Origin of the sequence: Bifidobacterium sp. N4G05, assembly GCF_002742445.1 — a bacterium.
GTDB classification, from domain to species: domain Bacteria; phylum Actinomycetota; class Actinomycetes; order Actinomycetales; family Bifidobacteriaceae; genus Bifidobacterium; species Bifidobacterium hominis.
The window spans coordinates 296,124-314,736 of record NZ_NJNQ01000001.1 but is presented as its reverse complement, the minus strand read 5'-3'; the positions used below and the strand labels follow the sequence as shown (position 1 = coordinate 314,736).

The following is an 18,613-nucleotide window of genomic DNA, read 5'->3' as shown; positions in this document are numbered from 1 at the left end:
AGGATTTTGCCCGTTGAAGGGCTTGTGAGCATCCGGATTGTTCCAGTGAGTGGGGAATTTTGCTCGCTGAAGCCGCATCTGTCGGCATAACTGGGGAGAATGGTGCATTATGAGCACCACACTGGAAACGCCGATTTCATCAATCGAAAGCAACCGCCGCAGAGTTGGTGCGCTGAAATCGCTTGGCGTGGTGTCCGTAGGCGACGCCCTGACCTACTATCCGTTCCGCGTAACCGACCCCGTTCCAGCACGCGCACTGCACGAGGCGAAAATCGGGGAGAAAATGGCATTCGCCGCGCACGTGCTCGAAACGCGTGTTTTCCCCATGGCTCGTCGTGGCTTCCGCCTGATCGCAACAGTCACCGACGACGATTTCGCAGCCCGTCGCAACACCCCAAAATCGTTGGCGTCGCTGGTTTTCTTCTCATATCGCAAATCGTATGTCGATTGGGTGCAGCGCAAATTGCACACGGGAGCGCTGCTGGTCGTCGCAGGCGAGCCAAGCGTGTATGACAATCGTTTGCAATTCACGCATCCCGACCTGCTTACCATCAATCCCGTGCAATCGCAGGCAGAAAGCGGGGAATGGAATGACGGTTTCAGCGATCCTGCAAATCCACCGCTTGGCAATCTGAAATACGATGCGCAAACGGTTGATGAAGCATTGAAACGAGTCTGCCGTCCGCGACCGGTATATCACGCGAATTCCAGGATTTCCAGCGAACATATTCACGAATCGGTATTGAAATACATGGATGCGTTGCGTGGAAGCGAATATTTGGCGGCGCAAACGGCAAGTAATTCCTCAGATAATATCGCGCAAGAAGGGGGGTGTGACGCTCCTCAAATAAATCGTGAAGTGCAGATTAAATCGTTGTCCGTCGCTATTCCCGACATCATTCCGGAAGATTTTCGCGAGGAATATGGGCTTATGCATCGCGCTGAAGCATTCATGGCGATTCATGATCCGGTCGATCGCAAGAATTTCGACAACGCCCTGCAAACGTTGCGATACGAGGAAGCGCTGATCTGCCAGACCGCGCTCGTCAAATCACGCGACGCATCACGCAAAAACAAGGCGAACGCATGTTCCGTAACGCAATTGAAAGACGATTTCATTGCCTCGCTGCCGTTTGCTCTGACGAGCGGTCAAAGGCAGGTTATTGCCGATATTTCCGCCGATATGACGCGCGACTACCCTATGCGACGATTGCTGCAAGGCGAGGTTGGATCCGGCAAAACCGTGGTCGCGGTCGCAGCCATGATGCAGGCTGTGGGATCGGGCGGGCAGACCGTGCTTGTAACGCCAACGCAGGTTCTTGCCGAACAGCATTATGCGAGCATTTCCAAAATGGTGGCGAAATTGGCGAATGCGGACGGTAAAACGGCTTCCGAAATCCGGGAAAATACGGCGCCAACTCAAGTGTCAGCAATCCAACAAACTGGGGAATCCACACAACAAACTATCAACAATAATGCTGTGGATAAAGGTGCACAACTCGTCGACCTGCTTGACATAGCCGAAATTTCCAATGTGGATAACTCGAATAACGACGATTTGATTACATTGCGAAGTGAGCAATCGCATATTTCCAATGCGCAAAAAACGGGTATTCCAAGCAAAGGGAACGATATATTCGGCACGAAAGATGGGGAAATTCCCGTATTTCTTCTTACGGGAGGCATGCGACTTGCCGAACGTCGCCGCGTACTCGCCGCAGCCGCATCAGGCATGCCATGTATCGTTGTGGCGACGCACGCCGCATTTTCCAAGAGTTTCCAGGCACCGAACCTCACACTGGCGGTAATTGACGAACAGCATCGCTTCGGTGTGGAGCAACGCGAATCGTTGAATTCCAAGGGGTCTACTGCTCCGCATCTGCTGGTCATGACGGCCACGCCGATTCCGCGCACCGCAGCCATGACCTGGTTCGGCGATCTTGATATTTCCGCGCTGACCGAACTTCCTGGCGGCCGCAAGCCAATTCGCACATTCGTGGTGCCGGAAAGCAATGCGTCGCTGATGGGCGAAATGTTCGCCCTGATCCGTAAACGCATTGACGCGGGGGAACGCGCCTACGTGGTCTGCCCGCGCATCGACGATGATTCCGAAAATGCGGACGACTCGTTGGCGGCGTCGGCTGCTTCGGATTCGAAAACCGCAGGCTCGCCGGTTCCTACCTTTGACGAGGCATACGATCTTGGCGAAGACGACGACCAGCGTGCGCAACGCCCCCCGTTGCATTCCGTCGCAGAAATCGTGGAGCGTCTGCAATCGTTGCCGCAATTCAAAGGCATTCGCTTCGCAACATTGACCGGGCGCGACGATGACACCACAAAATCGCAGGTTATGGCCGATTTTGAAGCCGGCATAACGCCGATTCTGGTAGCGACCACGGTAATCGAGGTCGGCGTGGACGTGGCGAAAGCCAGTTGCATCGTGATTTTCGACGCAGATCGGTACGGACTTTCGCAATTGCACCAGTTGCGAGGGCGCGTTGGCCGTGGCGGCACTGATTCGGGGGCTTTCCTGATTTCGCGTGCGCCTGCGGACAGTGATGCCGCCCGCCGTCTTGACGTGATTCAGGGCACGTTGGATGGTGCCGAAATCGCACAGGCCGATTTGGAATTCCGTGGAGCCGGCGACGTGCTCGGAGATACGCAATCCGGCGGAAAAACGGGATTGAAGCTGCTGCGTGTGGTCAAGGATGTGAAAATCATCGAACAGGCACGGACCGAGGCCACGCAGCTTGTTGCAGCCGATCCCGATTTGCTTGGATTTTTGCAGCTGGCTGGAGCGGTATTGGATTTCACACGCGGAAACGAAATGTTCCTGACCAGCAATTAGTTTGGCGCGTCTAAAAGAGCCGGGCGCGCCAAAATTAAGCCCGCCACGCTAGAGTAGTGCGTATGCGCGTAATTTCAGGACGATTCAAAGGTGTGGCATTGACCACGCCGAAGTCGGGTACCCGACCTACTACAGATCGCACCAAAGAGGCGATTTTCTCGCACCTTGATTCGTGGGGAGTGCTGGACGATGCCCGCGTGCTCGATTTGTTTGCAGGAACCGGCGCTTTGGGCATCGAAGCATTGAGCCGTGGCGCGCGAGAGCTGGTGGCGGTGGAATCCTCCGCTCCGGCGGCCGCATTGATCGCGCAGACGCTGACCGCGTTGAAGCATAACCGTTCGTGGGAACATGGCATGAGCGCCCGCGTGGTGAAGGCCCGCGCGGAAAAATACGCGTCTTCGGCTTCGGCCGTTGAACCGTTCGACATGGTGTTCATCGACCCGCCGTACGCCTTCGAAACGAATGATTGCAACCAGCTGCTCGCCGATCTTGCCAGCCGTGAACTGACCTCCAGCAACACGGTGATCATGCTGGAACGATCCACCCGTTCCGAAGCTCCCGCGGCCCCCGCAAACTGGGAAATCACCGATCGGCGCGACTATGGCGAAACCGCCGTCTACTACATTGAACCCAGCGAGCCAATCTCCGATAAAGGTCAGCACTGATCGCAAGAAAAACTTGTGATCATTCCGCGTAAAACAAACGTTTGAAAGCTAGCGTTTGCGCGGGTGGGCGGAGGAAACCTCCCAGCCGAGCGCCATCAACGTCTTGCGATCGGCTTTGTCAAGCTTGGTGCAATCCAGTGCTTCGATCAGATCTGGACGTAACTCGTCGGTTTTCTGGAGCGCCTCATCGCGGCGGAAACGATTAACTTTCGCATGATTGCCGGAAAGAAGCACATCCGGAACCTTGATGCCACGCCATTCGGCAGGTTTCGTGTACTGACGATGCTCCAACAGCGCATTATCGCCCGTATACGATTCCTCAACAATCGAAGCGGCATTGCCCATAAAACCAGGCAGCAAGCGGGTGATCGCTTCCAACATGACCGAAACCGCGACTTCGCCGCCGTTCAACACATAATCGCCAATCGAATACTCGCGCACATCAATGCCTTGCGCACGGTAATACTGCGGAATACGCGCGTCATACCCCTCGTAACGGCCGCAGCCGAACAGCAGATGATCGGCATGACTCAATTCCGTCGCATCCTGCTGTGTGAACAGTGGGGCGGAAGGATTCGGAAAAATCAACACAGGGCCTGCGGAAGATTGTGCAATATTCGTTTTTTCGGAATCGTCGGATTTTGCGGGAACTGCAACAGTTGCAGAATTGCCAGAATCGCACGTATCGTAAGTATCGCAAGAAACTGCAGAATCCTCAATATTTTTCGTATTCTCAACTACCGCCGGCTCAAGCTGCAGCAGCTCGTCGAGGCACTCGCTCCACACTTCCGGCTTCATCACCATGCCTGCGCCACCGCCAACTGGAGTGTCATCGACGGAATGATGCACGTCGTGCGTCCAGTCGCGCAAATTATGGGCGGTCACTTCCACAAGACCTTTCGCCTGCGCTTTGCCGAGCAGACTGAGGTTCAGCACTTCGAAATATTCCGGGAAAACGGACACGATATCAATCTTCATAATGGTTCCAGAATACCGGTATGTCTGCCAAATAGCAGAAAACAAAAGGTGGGCATGGAAATCCAATGCCCACCTGATAAGTAATTGCGATCACAGTCCCGGAATAAGGCCTCCGGGCGGATCGAGGGTCAGATAGCCCTCTTCAAGGTCGATGTCTGGCACGAGCTCGTCCACAAACGGCACGAGCGCGCTGTTCTCAACCACAACGCCGTCGGCATCCTTCACCGGATTGGCGAGACGAATCTTCAGCAGCCATTGGGCCACTTCTATCACGTCAACGACTTTGCCTACCACCATGCCCGGTTCAAGGCCAAGCATATTGTTTTCAGCCAGTCGCGCCTCAAGGCCAATAAGGTCTTTCGGATACCATTCGTCGGCTTCAAGCATGTCTTCCGGATCGTCCGCCTCGCCATACAGCACAATGCCGTTGGCCGCTTCGGACTGGTCGCGGTTGTCAATGCCTTCGAACTTGATGATCCAACGGTTTTTGAAGGTACGGGAGTGTTCTACCACGTACTCTTCTTCGCCGTCTTTCGTATACAACACAGCACCGGGAGCGAACCGGTATTCCGGTTCGTCCGTATAGATCTGCACGGTGACTTCGCCTTTGAGTCCCTGCGCACGCCCGATACGACAGACCCTCAGCAGCTCGGGCTGTTGAGGGTCGTCAGAATGCATATCACGCACCACGCTAGGATCTCACCTGCGCACGTCCATGATGTCGACGCGCACCTTGTGGTCGGCCAGTGCCTGTACCACGGTGCGAATCGCATTTGCCGTGCGTCCGCTGCGTCCGATGACGCGACCGATGTCTTCCGGGTTGACGCGCACGCGAATGAGTTCGCCGCGCGCGTTCTCATGGGACTTCACTGAAACATCGTCGGGGAAATCGACGATGTTCTTAATCAGATGTTCCACAGCCTGGGCGAGCATGATCACTCAGCTTCCGCAGCCGGCTCTTCGGCCGGAGCTTCCTCGGTAGCGGCGGCTTCGGCTTCAGCCTTGGCCTTGGCATCAGCTTCGGACTTTGCAGCCTTCAGCTTCTGAGCCTGAGCCTCAACGGCCTCAACGCGAGCGGCGGCATCCGGGCCAGCCTCAACGGTCTTCAGAGTGCCTTCAGCACCTTCAAGGCCCTTGAACTTCTGCCAGTCGCCGGTGATCTTCAGCAGGTGCAGCACCTGTTCGGTCGGCTGAGCGCCAACGCCGAGCCAGTACTGAGCGCGCTCGGAATCGATAACGATGGTCGAAGGCTGGGTGTTCGGATTGTAGGTACCGATCTCTTCGATGGCGCGGCCATCACGCTTGGTACGGGAATCCATGATCACCACGCGGTAGAACGCGTAGAACTTCTTACCCATGCGCTTCAGACGAATCTTGGTTGCCAAAATGGCTCTCCTTGTATAACTAGGGGTGTGCGTTTCGTTTTCTGTGTGGGGCACGGAATCCGAAACCCACATGTTCCTCACGTCACGCGATAGTTAGAGGGCCTCGCGCGCGCGAATAACTTACCAAGTATAACCGTGGGGTACGGACGGATGGGTCTTAGGATGTTTCCCGCTCTATGCGACTTTCCGAATCCGTGCAAAACCGGGAAGTCGTTTGTCTGATTCTGCGGAAACGGTCAATTATGCGGCGAATGTGATGCCTTGAATGACCGAATCGGCAGAATCGGACATTTGCTGGCATTCGTGAGATGTTTGCGTGGGTCTACATGGCGGAATCGTCGGAATCAGGCAGGCTGGCTACACTTGGAGGTTCCGAGTTTGCGTATGTCCGTTCGGAGTGAACGGTTTGCATAGGGGGAGTTGCCTGAATGATTATCGCGCTTTGGATTGCGTTGATTATTTGCGTTGTATGGATTGCGCTTGGCGAGATGCCGGCTGGTTGGGATGGCCATTTGCCGCTGCCGTACTTGATTGCGTTGATTCCGTTGCTGTGGATTCCGACGCTTGTGATCGCCGTCGCCGGTTTCGCGTTGCATGAGCCGGCTCTCGGGGGAGTCGCTGCGGTGGTCTGTCTTGCGTCGCTGCTACGCAAAATCGCATATTGGATGGAAAATCTTAATTCTCCCAATACTGCGCAGAGGGTTGCCGAAAAACTTGCGGAAAAGCGTGAAACATCTCGTGAAACAGGCAGTGAAGCTGTTACGGAATCCGCGAAACATGGCCGTTTCCGTGTGATGACGCTGAACTGCCGATTTGGTCGCGCCAACGCTGCGGCAATCGTCAGTGCGGTCAAAAAACATGATATTGCAGTACTTGCATTGCAGGAATTGACGGACGATCTGGTTGCGCAATTGGACGCTTCGGGATTGTCTGATTCGCTTCCGTACCGTCAGTTGGGGGAGAGCAAGGGAACGGACAATGGCGGATTCAACGGTGTGTGGATTCGTATTGAACCAAGCGACATGTCTCCGGTCACTGCGGTGATTCCCGCGGCCGACGTGCCGGGCGTGTGCTTCCCGATCGATTCGATGCGCGGCATCACGTTTGTTTCGGCACATCCGAAGTCTCCGATGCGCGGATGCAGGGAATGGTCCGCCGGCATCATCGGTTTGGGGGAGTTGGCGACCACTCAGAAGCAGGGCGACATCACCGTTGTGTTGGGTGATTTGAATTCCGGTACCGATCATCCAAGCTTCCGCAAGCTGCTGAATGCGGGCTTCAAGGATGCGGCCTTGTGCGAGGCGAAGGGCCGTCATGCCACGTTCCCATCATGGCTGCCGTGGCCGCGCATCATTCTCGACCATGTGCTTTTCACCAAGGGATTGGACGCTTCCGACGTGAGTTCGTTCTGCGTTGAAGGTAGCGATCATCTTGCGCTTGCTGCCACGTTGACGTTGAAGTAGTTGATGGCGATTATAAGGTAGTCGATTCAGCTGAAAACAGCTGATTGGAGTACGCAAAAAGGGGATGCGATTCGTCTTGAACCACATCCCCTTTTTATACGTTACCGTTTTCGCGTCGCTTGCTTTAGTGCAGCAAGCCGGACAGTCCGCCGCCAAAGTTCGGCGGCAGCTCACCGGCATCGCCCATCAAGTCTTGCAATCCGGCGGGAAGTGCAGGATTCTGCGGCTTCTTGGCAAAAGCGGAACCGCCGGAAGACTTACCGTCGGAGTTCTTGCCGGCAAGCTTGTCGCGCAATGCCTTCTCTTCAGCCTCGCGCTTCATCGGATTGCCGGACTTACCGCCCTTCTTCTTGCCCTTCTTGCCTTTACCCTTGCCTTTGCCCCCGCCCATGGCAGGGCCGCCAAAGCCAGGCATGCCAGCGCCGGCCTTGTTGCTCATACGCTTCATCATCTTCGCGGCCTGCTCGAAACGCTGCAACAGCGCGTTCACCTGCGAAACGGTCACGCCGGAACCGTAAGCGATACGAGCTCGACGAGAACCGTCAATAATCGAAGGATCACGACGTTCCGCAGGAGTCATCGAACGAATAATGGCTTCAGTACGATCGATTTCCCTCTCGTCGAACTGCTCAAGTTCTTTACGATGCGCGGCCATACCCGGAATCATGCCAAGCAGATTCTTCATCGGACCAAGCTTGCGCACCTGCTGCAGCTGATCGAGGAAATCATCCAAACCAAAGGAACCATCGGAAATCTTGATGGCGGCCTTACGAGCCTCTTCCTCATCGAACTGCTTCTGCGCCTGCTCGATCAGGGTAAGAATATCGCCCATATCGAGAATGCGGGAAGCCATACGATCCGGGTGGAAAACCTCGAAATCCTTCAGACCTTCGCCAGTGGAAGCGAACAGAATCGGCTTGCCGGTAACGGAGGCGACCGAAAGCGCGGCACCGCCACGGGCATCGCCATCAAGCTTCGAAAGCACCACGCCGGTAAAGTCCACGCCCTCATCGAACGCCTTCGCCGTCTGTACGGCATCCTGACCGATCATCGCGTCGATTACGAACAGGATTTCGTTCGGCTGCACGGCATCGCGAATATCGCGAGCCTGCTTCATCAGCTCTTCGTCAACGCCGAGACGGCCTGCGGTATCGATGATGACCGTGTCGTACAGCTTCTGCTTGGCCAACGCAACAGCGTCACGCGCCACCTTCACCGGATCGCCGGTAGTCAGACCCGGGGAAGCGACGGCTTCGCCACCGTCGGACTGCACACCCTTTTCCGGAGCGTACACGGGTACGCCTGCACGCTCGCCAACCACCTGCAGCTGCGTCACTGCGTTCGGACGCTGCAAATCGGCTGCGACCAACAGCGGAGTATGGCCGGAATCCTTCAACCAGTAGCCGAGTTTGCCTGCGAGGGTGGTTTTACCAGCACCCTGAAGACCGGCGAGCATGATGATGGTCGGCGGATTCTTGGCAGAATTCAGCGGGCGGTCAACGCCAGCGCCAAGCACGGCCGTCAACTCTTCGTTGACGATCTTCACGACCTGCTGGGCCGGATTCAGTGCCTGGGAAACCTCGGTGCCGAGCGCACGCTCGCGGATTCGGCCGGTGAAGGAACGCACCACGTCGAGCGCCACATCGGCGTCGAGCAGCGCACGGCGGATTTCGCGGATCGTACCGTCGATATCAGCCTCGGAAAGCTTGCCTTTGCTCTTCAAATGCTTGAACGCAGTCGAGAGCCTATCTGTCAAAGAACTAAATGCTGCCATAATGTTCCTCAGTCTAGCCGTCCCGCGGGAAATTTCGCATCGGCGTTCGGGCTGTCAATAGTGTAGACTTGCATATATGCAAGCCGATGAACTGTTACGAGAGCTTATGAAGAACGCCGGTCTGAACGCGGCGGATTTTTCGCGTGCTTCGAACATGGCTGAATCCGTTGTTTCGAGAACGTTGAGTGGCAAAACCGTTCCCACCCTCAATAAGGTTGATGCTGCGGCGCGTACTTTGGGATATGAGCTGACGCTTTCCCCCCTGGAGCGTGCGACTGTTCGCGTAATCGGCCCTGCAATGAGTGATCTCATGCAGTCGATCCAGCAGTATTCGGGAACGGAAGAGCAATGGACCCGTGTTTCAGCTGGAATGCGCAATCTGATGGAATTTCCTGATGATGAGCCTGCCGATTTTAAGAAAGTCACTAAGGGGATGGACGTGCATTGGCAGGCCTTTATGGCTGGGCTCTATGACTATCAGCACTGGAGTAAAGGGAACGTGTCCCCTCAATCGCTGAAACTTGATGCCGAGTGGACCCCGTTGCGAAAGATTTATCGGTCCGCCACGCCTCCGGATGAGTTCTTTGCATGGTACAACGTAATCATTCCGCGAGGTGAACTGCTATGGAAATGACCAGACAAAAACTGATGCAGCTTCTTAATGAGCTGATTGAAGAGTGTCATACTCGCGGAATCGAAGGAACTATCGCCATTTATGGCGGGACCGCGATGGTCTACTACGTTCCGGAATTGCGGACTACACAAGATGTCGATTCCATGTTCCGTCCTTTTTCTGAAATTCAAAGTGCGGCGGAAGTTGTCGGGAATCGTAATAATGTGCCAAATAATTGGCTTAATATGCAAATCCATGATGTTATGCCGCCCATAGGGGATGACAATCCGGAAGTAAAGATAGATTTAGGAATGACTTTTAGGTTTCTGATATGAAATTGGCCGGTCTGGAGTAGACCGGCCAACGTTCCTCTAAAAGAAGACGGGGAGGATTATTTGAGAGTCCAAGTAGAACCTTGGGGGGTGTCTTCGATGGTGATTCCGGCGGCGCCCAAGGCGTCACGGATGGCGTCGGCGCGGGCGAAATCCTTGGCCTTGCGGGCTTCGGCACGTTCTTCCAACTGTTCGGAAACCAAGCGGTCAAGCGCGGTGTGCTCAGCGGAATCGGCACCAGCTCCGGCAGTGCCGCCGGCCGCACCCTCGCTTACCCACGGTTCCGCCAACGGATCCAGACCAAGCGTATCGAGCATCGCACGCACATTCACCAAAACAGTACGCACTTCACCTTTCGCAATATCCGAATCAACACGATCGGCAAGCTTCGAAAGCAACGTGTTACCGAAACGAATCGCAGTGAAAATCGCAGCGGAAGCGCCGGAAACATTAATATCGTCATTCAGCGCGGCAACGAAATCAGCCGGCAGATCATCGGCGGAAATCGAAACGATCTCCTCACGAGACGGCTGCTCGCCAACAGCGGCACCGGCACGTTCGATGAAATTCGACACACGATCGTACGCGGACTGCGCTTCGGCCAACGTTTGATCCGACCATTCCAGCATGGAACGATACTGTACGGAACCAAGCGCATAACGCACCACCCAAGCGGAATTTTGAGTCAAAACCGCAGGAACGGACAAGCCGTTGCCCAGCGACTTCGACATCTTCTCACCCTTGGCTGTAACCCACGCGGAATGCATCCAGCGAGCTGCCGAATCGTAGCCGGCAGCGCGAGTCTGCGCCATTTCGTTCTCATGGTGCGGGAAACGCAAATCCAGTCCGCCGCCATGAATGTCGAACATATCCTTCAAATAACGGTGGCTCATCGCCGAGCATTCAATATGCCAACCCGGGCGACCCGTGCCGAACGGAGTGTTCCAACGCGCGTCGAGGGGATCGGAATCCTTCGGAGCCTTCCACAATGCGAAATCACGCGGATCATGCTTGTCTTCCGACATGTCCGCAGGATCAACCGGATTGTACTTGTCGTTGCCCGTATTGTCGACAGACGGACCCATGGCATCGGCCACCTCGGAAGCAGCATCAGCCACAGCGGTCTGCTTCTGATGCGTCAACTCGCCATAGTGCGGCCAGCTGGCAACGTCGAAATACACGTTGCCGGTAGGATTGCCGTCCTCGTCAGTCACCACGTAGCCGTGGCCATTGTCGATGATCTGCTTGATCAGATCGATCATGTCGATCATGTGGCCGGTCGCACGCGGCTCATACGTAGGCGGCTCAACACCCAACGTGTTGTAAGCCTCGGTGAACTCGCGTTCGTAGATATACGCACGTTCCCACCACTGCTGGCCGGCGGCCGAAGCCTTATCGAGAATCTTGTCGTCGATATCGGTGACGTTGCGCACGAACGTGACCTTGTAGCCCAAACGCTCGAACCAGCGACGCACCACGTCAAACGCGACAGCCGCACGAATATGGCCGATATGCGGCGAGCTTTGCACGGTGGCGCCACACACGTACATGCCGACCTGACCGGGCTTGATCGGCTTGAAATTCGACACGGCGTGCGATGCGGTGTCGTACAGCTTCAGATCGGCAGCGGCGCTCGCCACTGCGTCAACTGCGGTTGCGACGCTAGAAATGTTGATATTCTGCGGTTCTTGCGTGTTCGTCATAACCACGAGAGTATTGCCAGAATCGGACATGCATGCGAGATAAAAATGAACGTCAAAACGGTTTTTGTTGGATTTGTGAACATTGTTTACGTAGGTAATGCAACAATAGAACGTATGACGCAATCGCAGGTGCTGATTTTGCAACACGTTCCGTGGGAGAGACCGGGACGCATTTTAGACAGTCTGGATGATTTGGGACTGCAGTATCAAATCATCAATGTCGCCAAGCAGAAGAAACCGGATTTGCCTGATTTTGGCGAGGTTTCCGGCGTGGTGATCATGGGCGGCCCGATGGGTGCGCTCGACTACGACAAGTATCCGGGATTAAAGGCCGAGGCCAAGCTCGCGCGGGCTGCAGTCAGTGTGGGCAAGCCGGTGTTGGGCGTGTGCCTGGGACATCAGATTATCGCCACCGCGCTGGGGGCGAAGCTCAAGTCGGGAGAGGCGCCGGAAATCGGTTTTGCGCCGATCAAACGCATTGACAAGCATGATTATTTTTCCATGTGGAACAAAACCGTGGACGTGCTGCACTGGCATAACGACGTGGTGACGTTGCCGGAGGGCGCGCAACCATTGGCGCGATCCGAGAAGACTAAGGTGCAGGCGTTCCGTTTTGGTTCCGCTCTGGGCATGCAGTTCCACTTGGAGGTTACCCCTACCTTGTTGGAGGAGTGGCTTGACGAATCAAGCATGGTCAAGGATTTGAAGGCTGCCGGTGGGTCGAAATCGCAGTTGCGGGAGGCGTTTGCCGAATATAATCCGCAATTGCAGCCGCTCGCGGATCAGGTGTTTTCAAGTTTTGCCGCCCGTTGCAATTCGTATGGGCAGGGTTTGGCTCAGGCGCAGCAAGGCTGATTGCCGAGTTGCGTGCGGTTCCGATCGCTGCGTAGCACTGGCGGCGATTCGCAAGTTGCGGCATTGACTGTAAGTTTGGGAGATGTTCCCGCTACATTGGTGACTTATGCCGACTTATGATTTGGGACTTGAACACGTTTCGCTTGCTTTTGCGACCAAGAATATTTTCAACGATGTAACGCAGGGTGTTTTTGAAGGCGACCGCATCGGCATCGTCGGTAAGAACGGCGACGGCAAATCCACGTTGCTGCATTTGTTCAAAGGCACGCAGGAGCCGGATTCCGGCCGTGTGACCATTCGCGGAGGGCTTACGTTCGGCATGCTCGACCAGCGTGATCCGCTCGACGACAATGCCACCGTGCGCGAAGCTGCGCTCGAAGGCCGTGAAGACTACGAATGGGCTGCGGAAACCAAGTCGCGCGAAATCGTCGAAGCATTGCTTGGCGGCATTAGCTTGGAAGCGAAAATCGGTTCGCTTTCTGGCGGTCAGCGTCGCCGCGCCGATTTGGCACGCCTGTTGCTCAAGGATTGGGATATTCTCGCTCTCGACGAGCCCACGAACCATTTGGATGTGGTGACCATTCACTGGCTGGCGGAACATTTAAAGAATCGTTGGCCGGCCGGATCCGGCGCACTGCTGCTCGTCACCCACGACCGTTGGTTCCTCGACGAAGTGTGCGAATCCATGTGGGAGGTGCATGACGGCGAAATCGAGCCGTTTGAAGGCGGCTATTCCGCATACATGCTGCAGCGCGTGGAACGCGATCGCCAAGCCGACGTGCGTGAAACGAAGCGTCGCAATCTGGCTCGCAAGGAACTTGCCTGGCTTACCCGCGGCGCCCGCGCCCGTTCCACCAAACAGAAATTCCATGTGAAGGCCGCGCGTGAGCTCATCGCCGACGTGCCTCCGGTACGCAATACTCTGGAATTGAAGCAAATGGCCACATCCCGCTTGGGCAAGCAGGTGGTTGACCTGATCGACGTGACGCAGATTTTCGAACATGTGCAAGGCGAGGCTGATATCGATCCTGACGTTGCCGAAATGGAAGCGTCGGCATCGCGCGTCGATGTGGTGCCGGCCATGTACGCCGAGCCGCAAGCGCATGGTTCCGTGGAAGTTGCCGTCGATGATCTGACTGATCCGCGATTGGTGGATGCCGGTGTTGCAGCGGCGCAAGTTGCTGCGGCTGCGAAAGAATCGCAAGAAATTCAGGGATCACAAGAAAATAACACTGATGATTCTGCAGAAGAAATTACTTCTGCAGCACAAAAAATTACTGTTACCGGTCGTAAGATTCTTGACGACGTGACATGGCTGATCGGGCCTGGCGATCGTTTTGGCATTGTCGGCGCGAACGGTGCCGGAAAATCGACGTTATTGAAGATTCTTGACGGCACGATCACCCCTACTGTAGGTCATGTGAATATCGGCAAAACCGTGAAATTCGCGGTGCTTTCACAGCGTCTCGACGAGTTGGAGAAGCTCGGTAAATACAAGATCAAGGAAGTGCTGAGCCGTTATAAGCCGAGCTATATCGTTGACGGTAAGGAAACGACGCCGGGGCAGATGATGGAGCGTCTCGGATTCGAGTCGGCGCAGCTGATGACACCGATCAAAGACCTATCAGGTGGTCAGAAGCGCCGTATGCAGCTGCTGCTGATTTTGCTGGACGAGCCGAATGTGCTCATCATGGATGAGCCCGGCAACGATCTCGACACCGACATGCTTGCAGTTATGGAAGATCTGCTCGATACGTGGCCGGGCACGCTGATCGTGGTTTCGCACGACCGTTACCTGCTGGAACGCGTGACCGACCAACAGTTCGCGTTGATCGGCGGCAAAGTGCGTCACCTGCCCGGTGGCGTGCAGGATTATCTGGACATGACTGAGGCAATCAAGAACGGCAAGGATCCGTTTGCGGGCGAAAAGGCAGGTGCCGGCAAAGGCAAGAAGAGCGGTTCCGCTGGGGCTAGTGTTGCCGGTTCCACAACCGAAGGCACCGCAGGTAACTCCGCAAGTGGGTCTGCAACTGCTGAAGCATCTTCTGCGCCTTCTACGCCGAAGCTTTCCGGCAAGGCCTTCCATGAAGCCTCCAAGCGCGTATCGGCAATCGAGCGTAAACTCGCCAAACTCGAAGAGCAGAAAGCCGATCTTGAACAGCAAATGGCTGCGCACGACCCCAGTGACTACGAGGGCTTAGGCAAGCTCAACGAACAGCTTCAAGCCGTCACCGACGAGTCCGAAGAACTCGAACTCGAATGGATGGAGCTTTCCGAACAGCTCGAGTAGCATTCGTATCGCCCGCGCCAATTACCGGACAGGGTGTGTATGTTGTGGCGGCGGCGTAGCTCCTCCAGCGTTTCCGGTGAATGTTGACCATTCGTGCGACAGCGATGCGTGGCATTCCATGTGCCAATGTCATATTCTTGTTATTGCAGGAAACCTTAGCTGTTCTTGTCGGAGAGACCAATGGAGGTGCCTTATGAATCAAGTGATGCGAAGAAGCGCCTGTTGCTTGTTGTCCACCTTGTTGTTGTGGTCATGTGTTGGCTGCACGAAAGCCGTACATGAAAGTTCCGGTGATGGCTCCGTACAGAGCAGCAGCGAGAATGATGATGCCGCAAAACAGGCATATAAAGCATTTACTGTGGACGCTCTGGACCGTGTCGCCGTCGATGATCTCAATAACTCGGACAAACTGGTTCTAGTGAACAAGCTGGGCGCGAAATCCGTGCGCGGCGATGATGCTATTCCATTTGCCAAAAAGATCGATGAAAACAATATGTATTATGTCATCTCCATGTGTAAGCAGAAGGAACAAGCTCCTTATTCGTTTGTTCTCTACAAAGATGGACAGCCACACACCCTAACCACTAGGGAGGCCTGTACATCTAACGGAATAGAAACGATTTCACTTCCGGCGAAGAATTTCCCAGATGCCACCTCATTGTCCATTATCAATATCGGCAATACGGATCTTGTTGTTTCCGTATATGAAGTAAAGGAACACCATCATGAATAATTTCAGTCATAACGCTCCCTGTCGTGCTGCCATCATCATAGTTTGTGACATCACGATGAATGCTACTGGGCTAGTTGTTGCAAAACTGGCCGATTAGGTAGATGGGGTAGTAGGTAATATTGAGGTCGGTTTCGATGTTGCCGGGGCCGAAAACTAATCCTTGGCGAAGGTGATAACTTTCCTCTGCCAACACATTATTAAGCGCTCGATGAACCTTGTTTGATATCTTCTTGTGCCTGACGAACGTCTATGAGACTGTTGTTTTGCGCAAAAGATGCTACTGCATCTGGCATGCCTCCAATAATCAGATATTTTCTAAATATCGCAGATTTAACAACAAAAAAGGCTTTCCCGCGTTGAAACGGGAAGCCCTGTAGGTTTGTGATTAGGCTGATTGGATCAGCGACCGGTGATTTCGGAACCGATCACCTTTTCGCTCAGCGCCTTCGGACCTCGCGTCACGGCGACCGCACCGGAACGAACCAGCTCGATAACGCCGTAATGCTCTAAAAGCCCCAGCAGTGCGTCGATCTTGCCTTCGGCACCGGTGGCCTCGATGGTCAACGACTCCGGATTCACATCGACCACGCGCACGCGGAACAGACGAACGATCTCAAGCACGTCGGAACGGTTGGATTCGTCGGCAGCCACCTTGATAAGCACCAGTTCGCGCTCCACAGTGGTGTCCGGATCCAAATTCACGATTTTCAACACGTGCAGCAGCTTGTTAAGCTGCTTGATGATCTGCTCGAGCGGCACTTCATCCACATCGGCAGTCACCGTGACACGCGAGATGTCAGGGCGCTCGGTGGGGGAGACGGACAGCGAGTTGATGTTGAACGCACGACGGGCGAACAGGCCAGCGATACGCGCCAGCACGCCCGGACGGTTCTCTACGAGCACAGAAAGCGTATGGCGCTTGGAACCCGGCTGAGATGCAGGATACATTGGTAGACCCTTCCTTACTACTTACTCGATACTCGTTTACTCGTTGTCGGCAACAGCATTCGGACGCTGCAGCGGCTTGATTCCGGGCATATACGTGACATTATCGTTGGAATCGCCAGCTGCGACCATCGGCCACACCATGGCGTCCTTCCATACGCGGAAGTCGATAAGCACCGGACGATCGTTGATTTCGTTGGCCTTCTTGATCGCTTCGACGGCTTCTTCTTCCGTGAACGCACGCATGCCGACGCAACCATATGCTTCGGCAAGCTTCACGAAATCAGGAACATCCACGATTTCCGGCGCATTCTCGCCATCCATCAGATTGGTGGCGGAATAATGCTCGCCGTAGAACAGGGTCTGCCATTGGCGAACCATGCCATACACGGAATTGTTCAGCAGCGCGATCTTGACCGGCGTGCGGTCGTGGAATGCGGCTGCCAGCTCTTCAGACGTCATCTGGAAGGAACCGTCGCCGTCGATCAGCCACACCGGCTTCTCGCCCTCATGGAAACGTTCGGAACCGACACGAGCGCCGATGGCGGCCGGCAGTCCGTAGCCCATGGTGCCAAGGCCGCCGGAGCTCAGCCAAGAATGCGGCTTCTCGAAATCGATGAGCTGCGTGGCCCACATCTGATGCTGGCCCACACCGGTAACCCAAATCGTGTCAGGATCAGCCAGGTCGGAAAGCTGCTTGATGACCCACTGCGGGGCGAGCGAACCATCGGTCGGTTCGTCCCACTTGATCGGGTACTTTTCACGCCAATCATTGATGATTTCCCACCAATGCGAAGTGTCAGGCTTGCCATGCACAGCCTGTTCGCGCTTGATTTCTGGAATGAGATCCTTCAGCACGGTTGCCACATCGCCAACGATCGGCACGTCCGGCTGACGGTTCTTGCCGATTTCCGCCGGATCGATATCAATGTGAATCACACGTGCACCCGGAGCGAAAGCGTCAAGCTTGCCGGTCACACGATCGTCGAAACGAGCGCCGATCGCAACAAGCAGATCGCAACGCTGCACGGCGCCGGTAGCGGCAATCGTGCCATGCATGCCAAGCATGCCGAGCACCTTCGGATCGGAATCAGGCACAACACCGCGTGCGGGCAGCGTAGTGACAATCGGAGCGTTCGTGACTTCCGCCAGTTCCTGCACGAACTTGCCGGCATCGGAACGTGCCGCACCGCCGCCCACATACAGCACCGGACGGTACGACTGCTCGAACAGCTTCGCAGCGTCGGAAAGCACACGGCCGTGCGCTTTCGTAGTGGGGTTGTAGCCGGGCAGAATCATGCGCTGCGGCCACGAATAGTACATATCGCCGGTCTGCGCGGTCTTGGTGACGTCAACCACCACCGGGCCGGGGCGACCGGAACGTGCCACATAGTGCGCTTCAGCCAGCACGCGTGGAATATCCTGCGCACGCGTGACCAGATAGGAATGCTTGACCACCGGGTAGGTTGCGCCGACGATATCGGCTTCCTGGAAAGCGTCGGTACCAATGGCGTTCACGCCGACCTGGCCGGTGATGACCACCATCGGCACGGAATCCATGTTCGCGTCAGCGATCGGGGTGATCATGTTCGTGGCGCCCGGGCCGGACGTGACGATGCACACGCCGACTTGGCCGGTCGATACGGCATAGCCTTCAGCCGCGTGGCCTGCGGCCTGTTCGTGGCGCATCAGCACAAAACGGAAACCGGTCTTATCATTGATCGCATCGTAAACCGGCAGAATCGCACCGCCTGGAACGCCGAAAACATCCTTGACGCCCAGATCTTCCAGCGAACGTACCAGCGCCTCGGCGCCGGTCATCTTCTCGCCGTCAACAATGGTCTGCTTTTCAGTGGTTGCGGCTGCTTTGGGCATGCCGCTGAATGCCTGCAGAGGCGTAGGTAACACCATGTTCCCTCTCATGTTCGTTCGTGGAACTCTCTTACAGGGGTATGCTTCCGCGTTTCGGTGCACGCAATCAGCCGAACCCCATCATCGGAAAGCGGTGCAATCGCTTGTGACGACTTGC

At 55.5% G+C, this 18,613-nt stretch carries 16 protein-coding genes; 8 read left to right on the top strand and 8 right to left on the bottom strand.

The genetic code is table 11. The features are described 5' to 3' along the window. Nucleotides 1-109 precede the first annotated feature (109 nt). Together CE153_RS01460 and rsmD are read left to right on the top strand one after the other, a co-directional pair. A complete protein-coding gene (locus tag CE153_RS01460) occupies nt 110-2,848 on the top strand; it encodes an ATP-dependent DNA helicase RecG (RefSeq protein WP_099594902.1) in 2,739 nt (912 codons plus the stop codon). Nucleotides 2,849-2,904: 56 nt separating this feature from the next. After that, nucleotides 2,905-3,513, top strand: a complete 609-nt coding sequence (gene rsmD, locus CE153_RS01455) for a 16S rRNA (guanine(966)-N(2))-methyltransferase RsmD (protein WP_294446473.1) — start codon at nt 2,905-2,907, stop codon at nt 3,511-3,513. 48 nt (nt 3,514-3,561) lie between these two features. Here rsmD and trmD read toward each other — a convergent pair whose 3' ends face one another. The 4 genes from trmD to rpsP form a co-directional block, all read right to left on the bottom strand. Beyond that, complete coding sequence (gene trmD, locus CE153_RS01450) at nt 3,562-4,491, bottom strand: tRNA (guanosine(37)-N1)-methyltransferase TrmD (RefSeq protein WP_099594901.1); 930 nt, start codon at nt 4,489-4,491, stop codon at nt 3,562-3,564. 90 nt (nt 4,492-4,581) lie between these two features. Further along, complete coding sequence (gene rimM, locus CE153_RS01445) at nt 4,582-5,169, bottom strand: ribosome maturation factor RimM (RefSeq protein WP_180753359.1); 588 nt, start codon at nt 5,167-5,169, stop codon at nt 4,582-4,584. Nucleotides 5,170-5,190: 21 nt separating this feature from the next. Then, a complete protein-coding gene (locus CE153_RS01440; protein ID WP_003811858.1) occupies nt 5,191-5,424 on the bottom strand; it encodes an RNA-binding protein in 234 nt (77 codons plus the stop codon). A gap of 2 nt (nt 5,425-5,426) precedes the next feature. Beyond that, the gene (rpsP, locus tag CE153_RS01435) at nt 5,427-5,876 is read right to left on the bottom strand and encodes a 30S ribosomal protein S16 (protein WP_099594900.1); all 450 of its coding nucleotides are present in this window, start codon (nt 5,874-5,876) and stop codon (nt 5,427-5,429) included. A gap of 428 nt (nt 5,877-6,304) precedes the next feature. Here rpsP and CE153_RS01430 point away from each other — a divergent pair, with 428 nt between their 5' ends. After that, a complete protein-coding gene (locus CE153_RS01430) occupies nt 6,305-7,339 on the top strand; it encodes an endonuclease/exonuclease/phosphatase family protein (protein ID WP_099594899.1) in 1,035 nt (344 codons plus the stop codon). A 124-nt stretch (nt 7,340-7,463) separates the two neighbouring features. Here the strand turns inward: CE153_RS01430 and ffh are convergent, their stop codons facing one another. Further along, a complete protein-coding gene (gene ffh, locus CE153_RS01425; protein ID WP_099594898.1) occupies nt 7,464-9,113 on the bottom strand; it encodes a signal recognition particle protein in 1,650 nt (549 codons plus the stop codon). Between the two features lie 76 nt (nt 9,114-9,189). Between ffh and CE153_RS01420 the strand changes: the two genes are divergently transcribed. Then, a complete protein-coding gene (locus CE153_RS01420; RefSeq protein ID WP_143433053.1) occupies nt 9,190-9,747 on the top strand; it encodes a helix-turn-helix domain-containing protein in 558 nt (185 codons plus the stop codon). Further along, nucleotides 9,738-10,061 (top strand): hypothetical protein, encoded by a 324-nt coding sequence (locus CE153_RS01415; RefSeq protein ID WP_143433051.1) that lies wholly within the window; start codon nt 9,738-9,740, stop codon nt 10,059-10,061. The genes CE153_RS01420 and CE153_RS01415 overlap by 10 nt, the downstream gene beginning before the upstream one ends. 56 nt (nt 10,062-10,117) lie before the next feature. Here the strand turns inward: CE153_RS01415 and cysS are convergent, their stop codons facing one another. Continuing rightward, nucleotides 10,118-11,761 (bottom strand): cysteine--tRNA ligase, encoded by a 1,644-nt coding sequence (cysS, locus tag CE153_RS01410; protein ID WP_099594946.1) that lies wholly within the window; start codon nt 11,759-11,761, stop codon nt 10,118-10,120. A gap of 114 nt (nt 11,762-11,875) precedes the next feature. Here cysS and CE153_RS01405 point away from each other — a divergent pair, with 114 nt between their 5' ends. From CE153_RS01405 to CE153_RS01390, 3 genes are all read left to right on the top strand, one after another. Next, entirely contained in the window at nt 11,876-12,616 is a 741-nt protein-coding gene (locus CE153_RS01405) for a type 1 glutamine amidotransferase (RefSeq protein WP_099594895.1), read from the top strand. A gap of 106 nt (nt 12,617-12,722) precedes the next feature. Then, a complete protein-coding gene (locus CE153_RS01400) occupies nt 12,723-14,906 on the top strand; it encodes an ABC-F family ATP-binding cassette domain-containing protein (RefSeq protein WP_099594894.1) in 2,184 nt (727 codons plus the stop codon). Between the two features lie 193 nt (nt 14,907-15,099). After that, the gene (locus CE153_RS01390) at nt 15,100-15,639 is read left to right on the top strand and encodes a hypothetical protein (protein ID WP_099594893.1); all 540 of its coding nucleotides are present in this window, start codon (nt 15,100-15,102) and stop codon (nt 15,637-15,639) included. Between the two features lie 399 nt (nt 15,640-16,038). On the opposite strand, the gene ilvN is transcribed toward CE153_RS01390, so the two are convergent. Together ilvN and CE153_RS01375 are read right to left on the bottom strand one after the other, a co-directional pair. Beyond that, entirely contained in the window at nt 16,039-16,587 is a 549-nt protein-coding gene (gene ilvN / locus CE153_RS01380) for an acetolactate synthase small subunit (protein WP_099594892.1), read from the bottom strand. A 36-nt stretch (nt 16,588-16,623) separates the two neighbouring features. After that, complete coding sequence (locus tag CE153_RS01375; RefSeq protein ID WP_099594891.1) at nt 16,624-18,495, bottom strand: acetolactate synthase large subunit; 1,872 nt, start codon at nt 18,493-18,495, stop codon at nt 16,624-16,626. Nucleotides 18,496-18,613 lie beyond the last annotated feature (118 nt).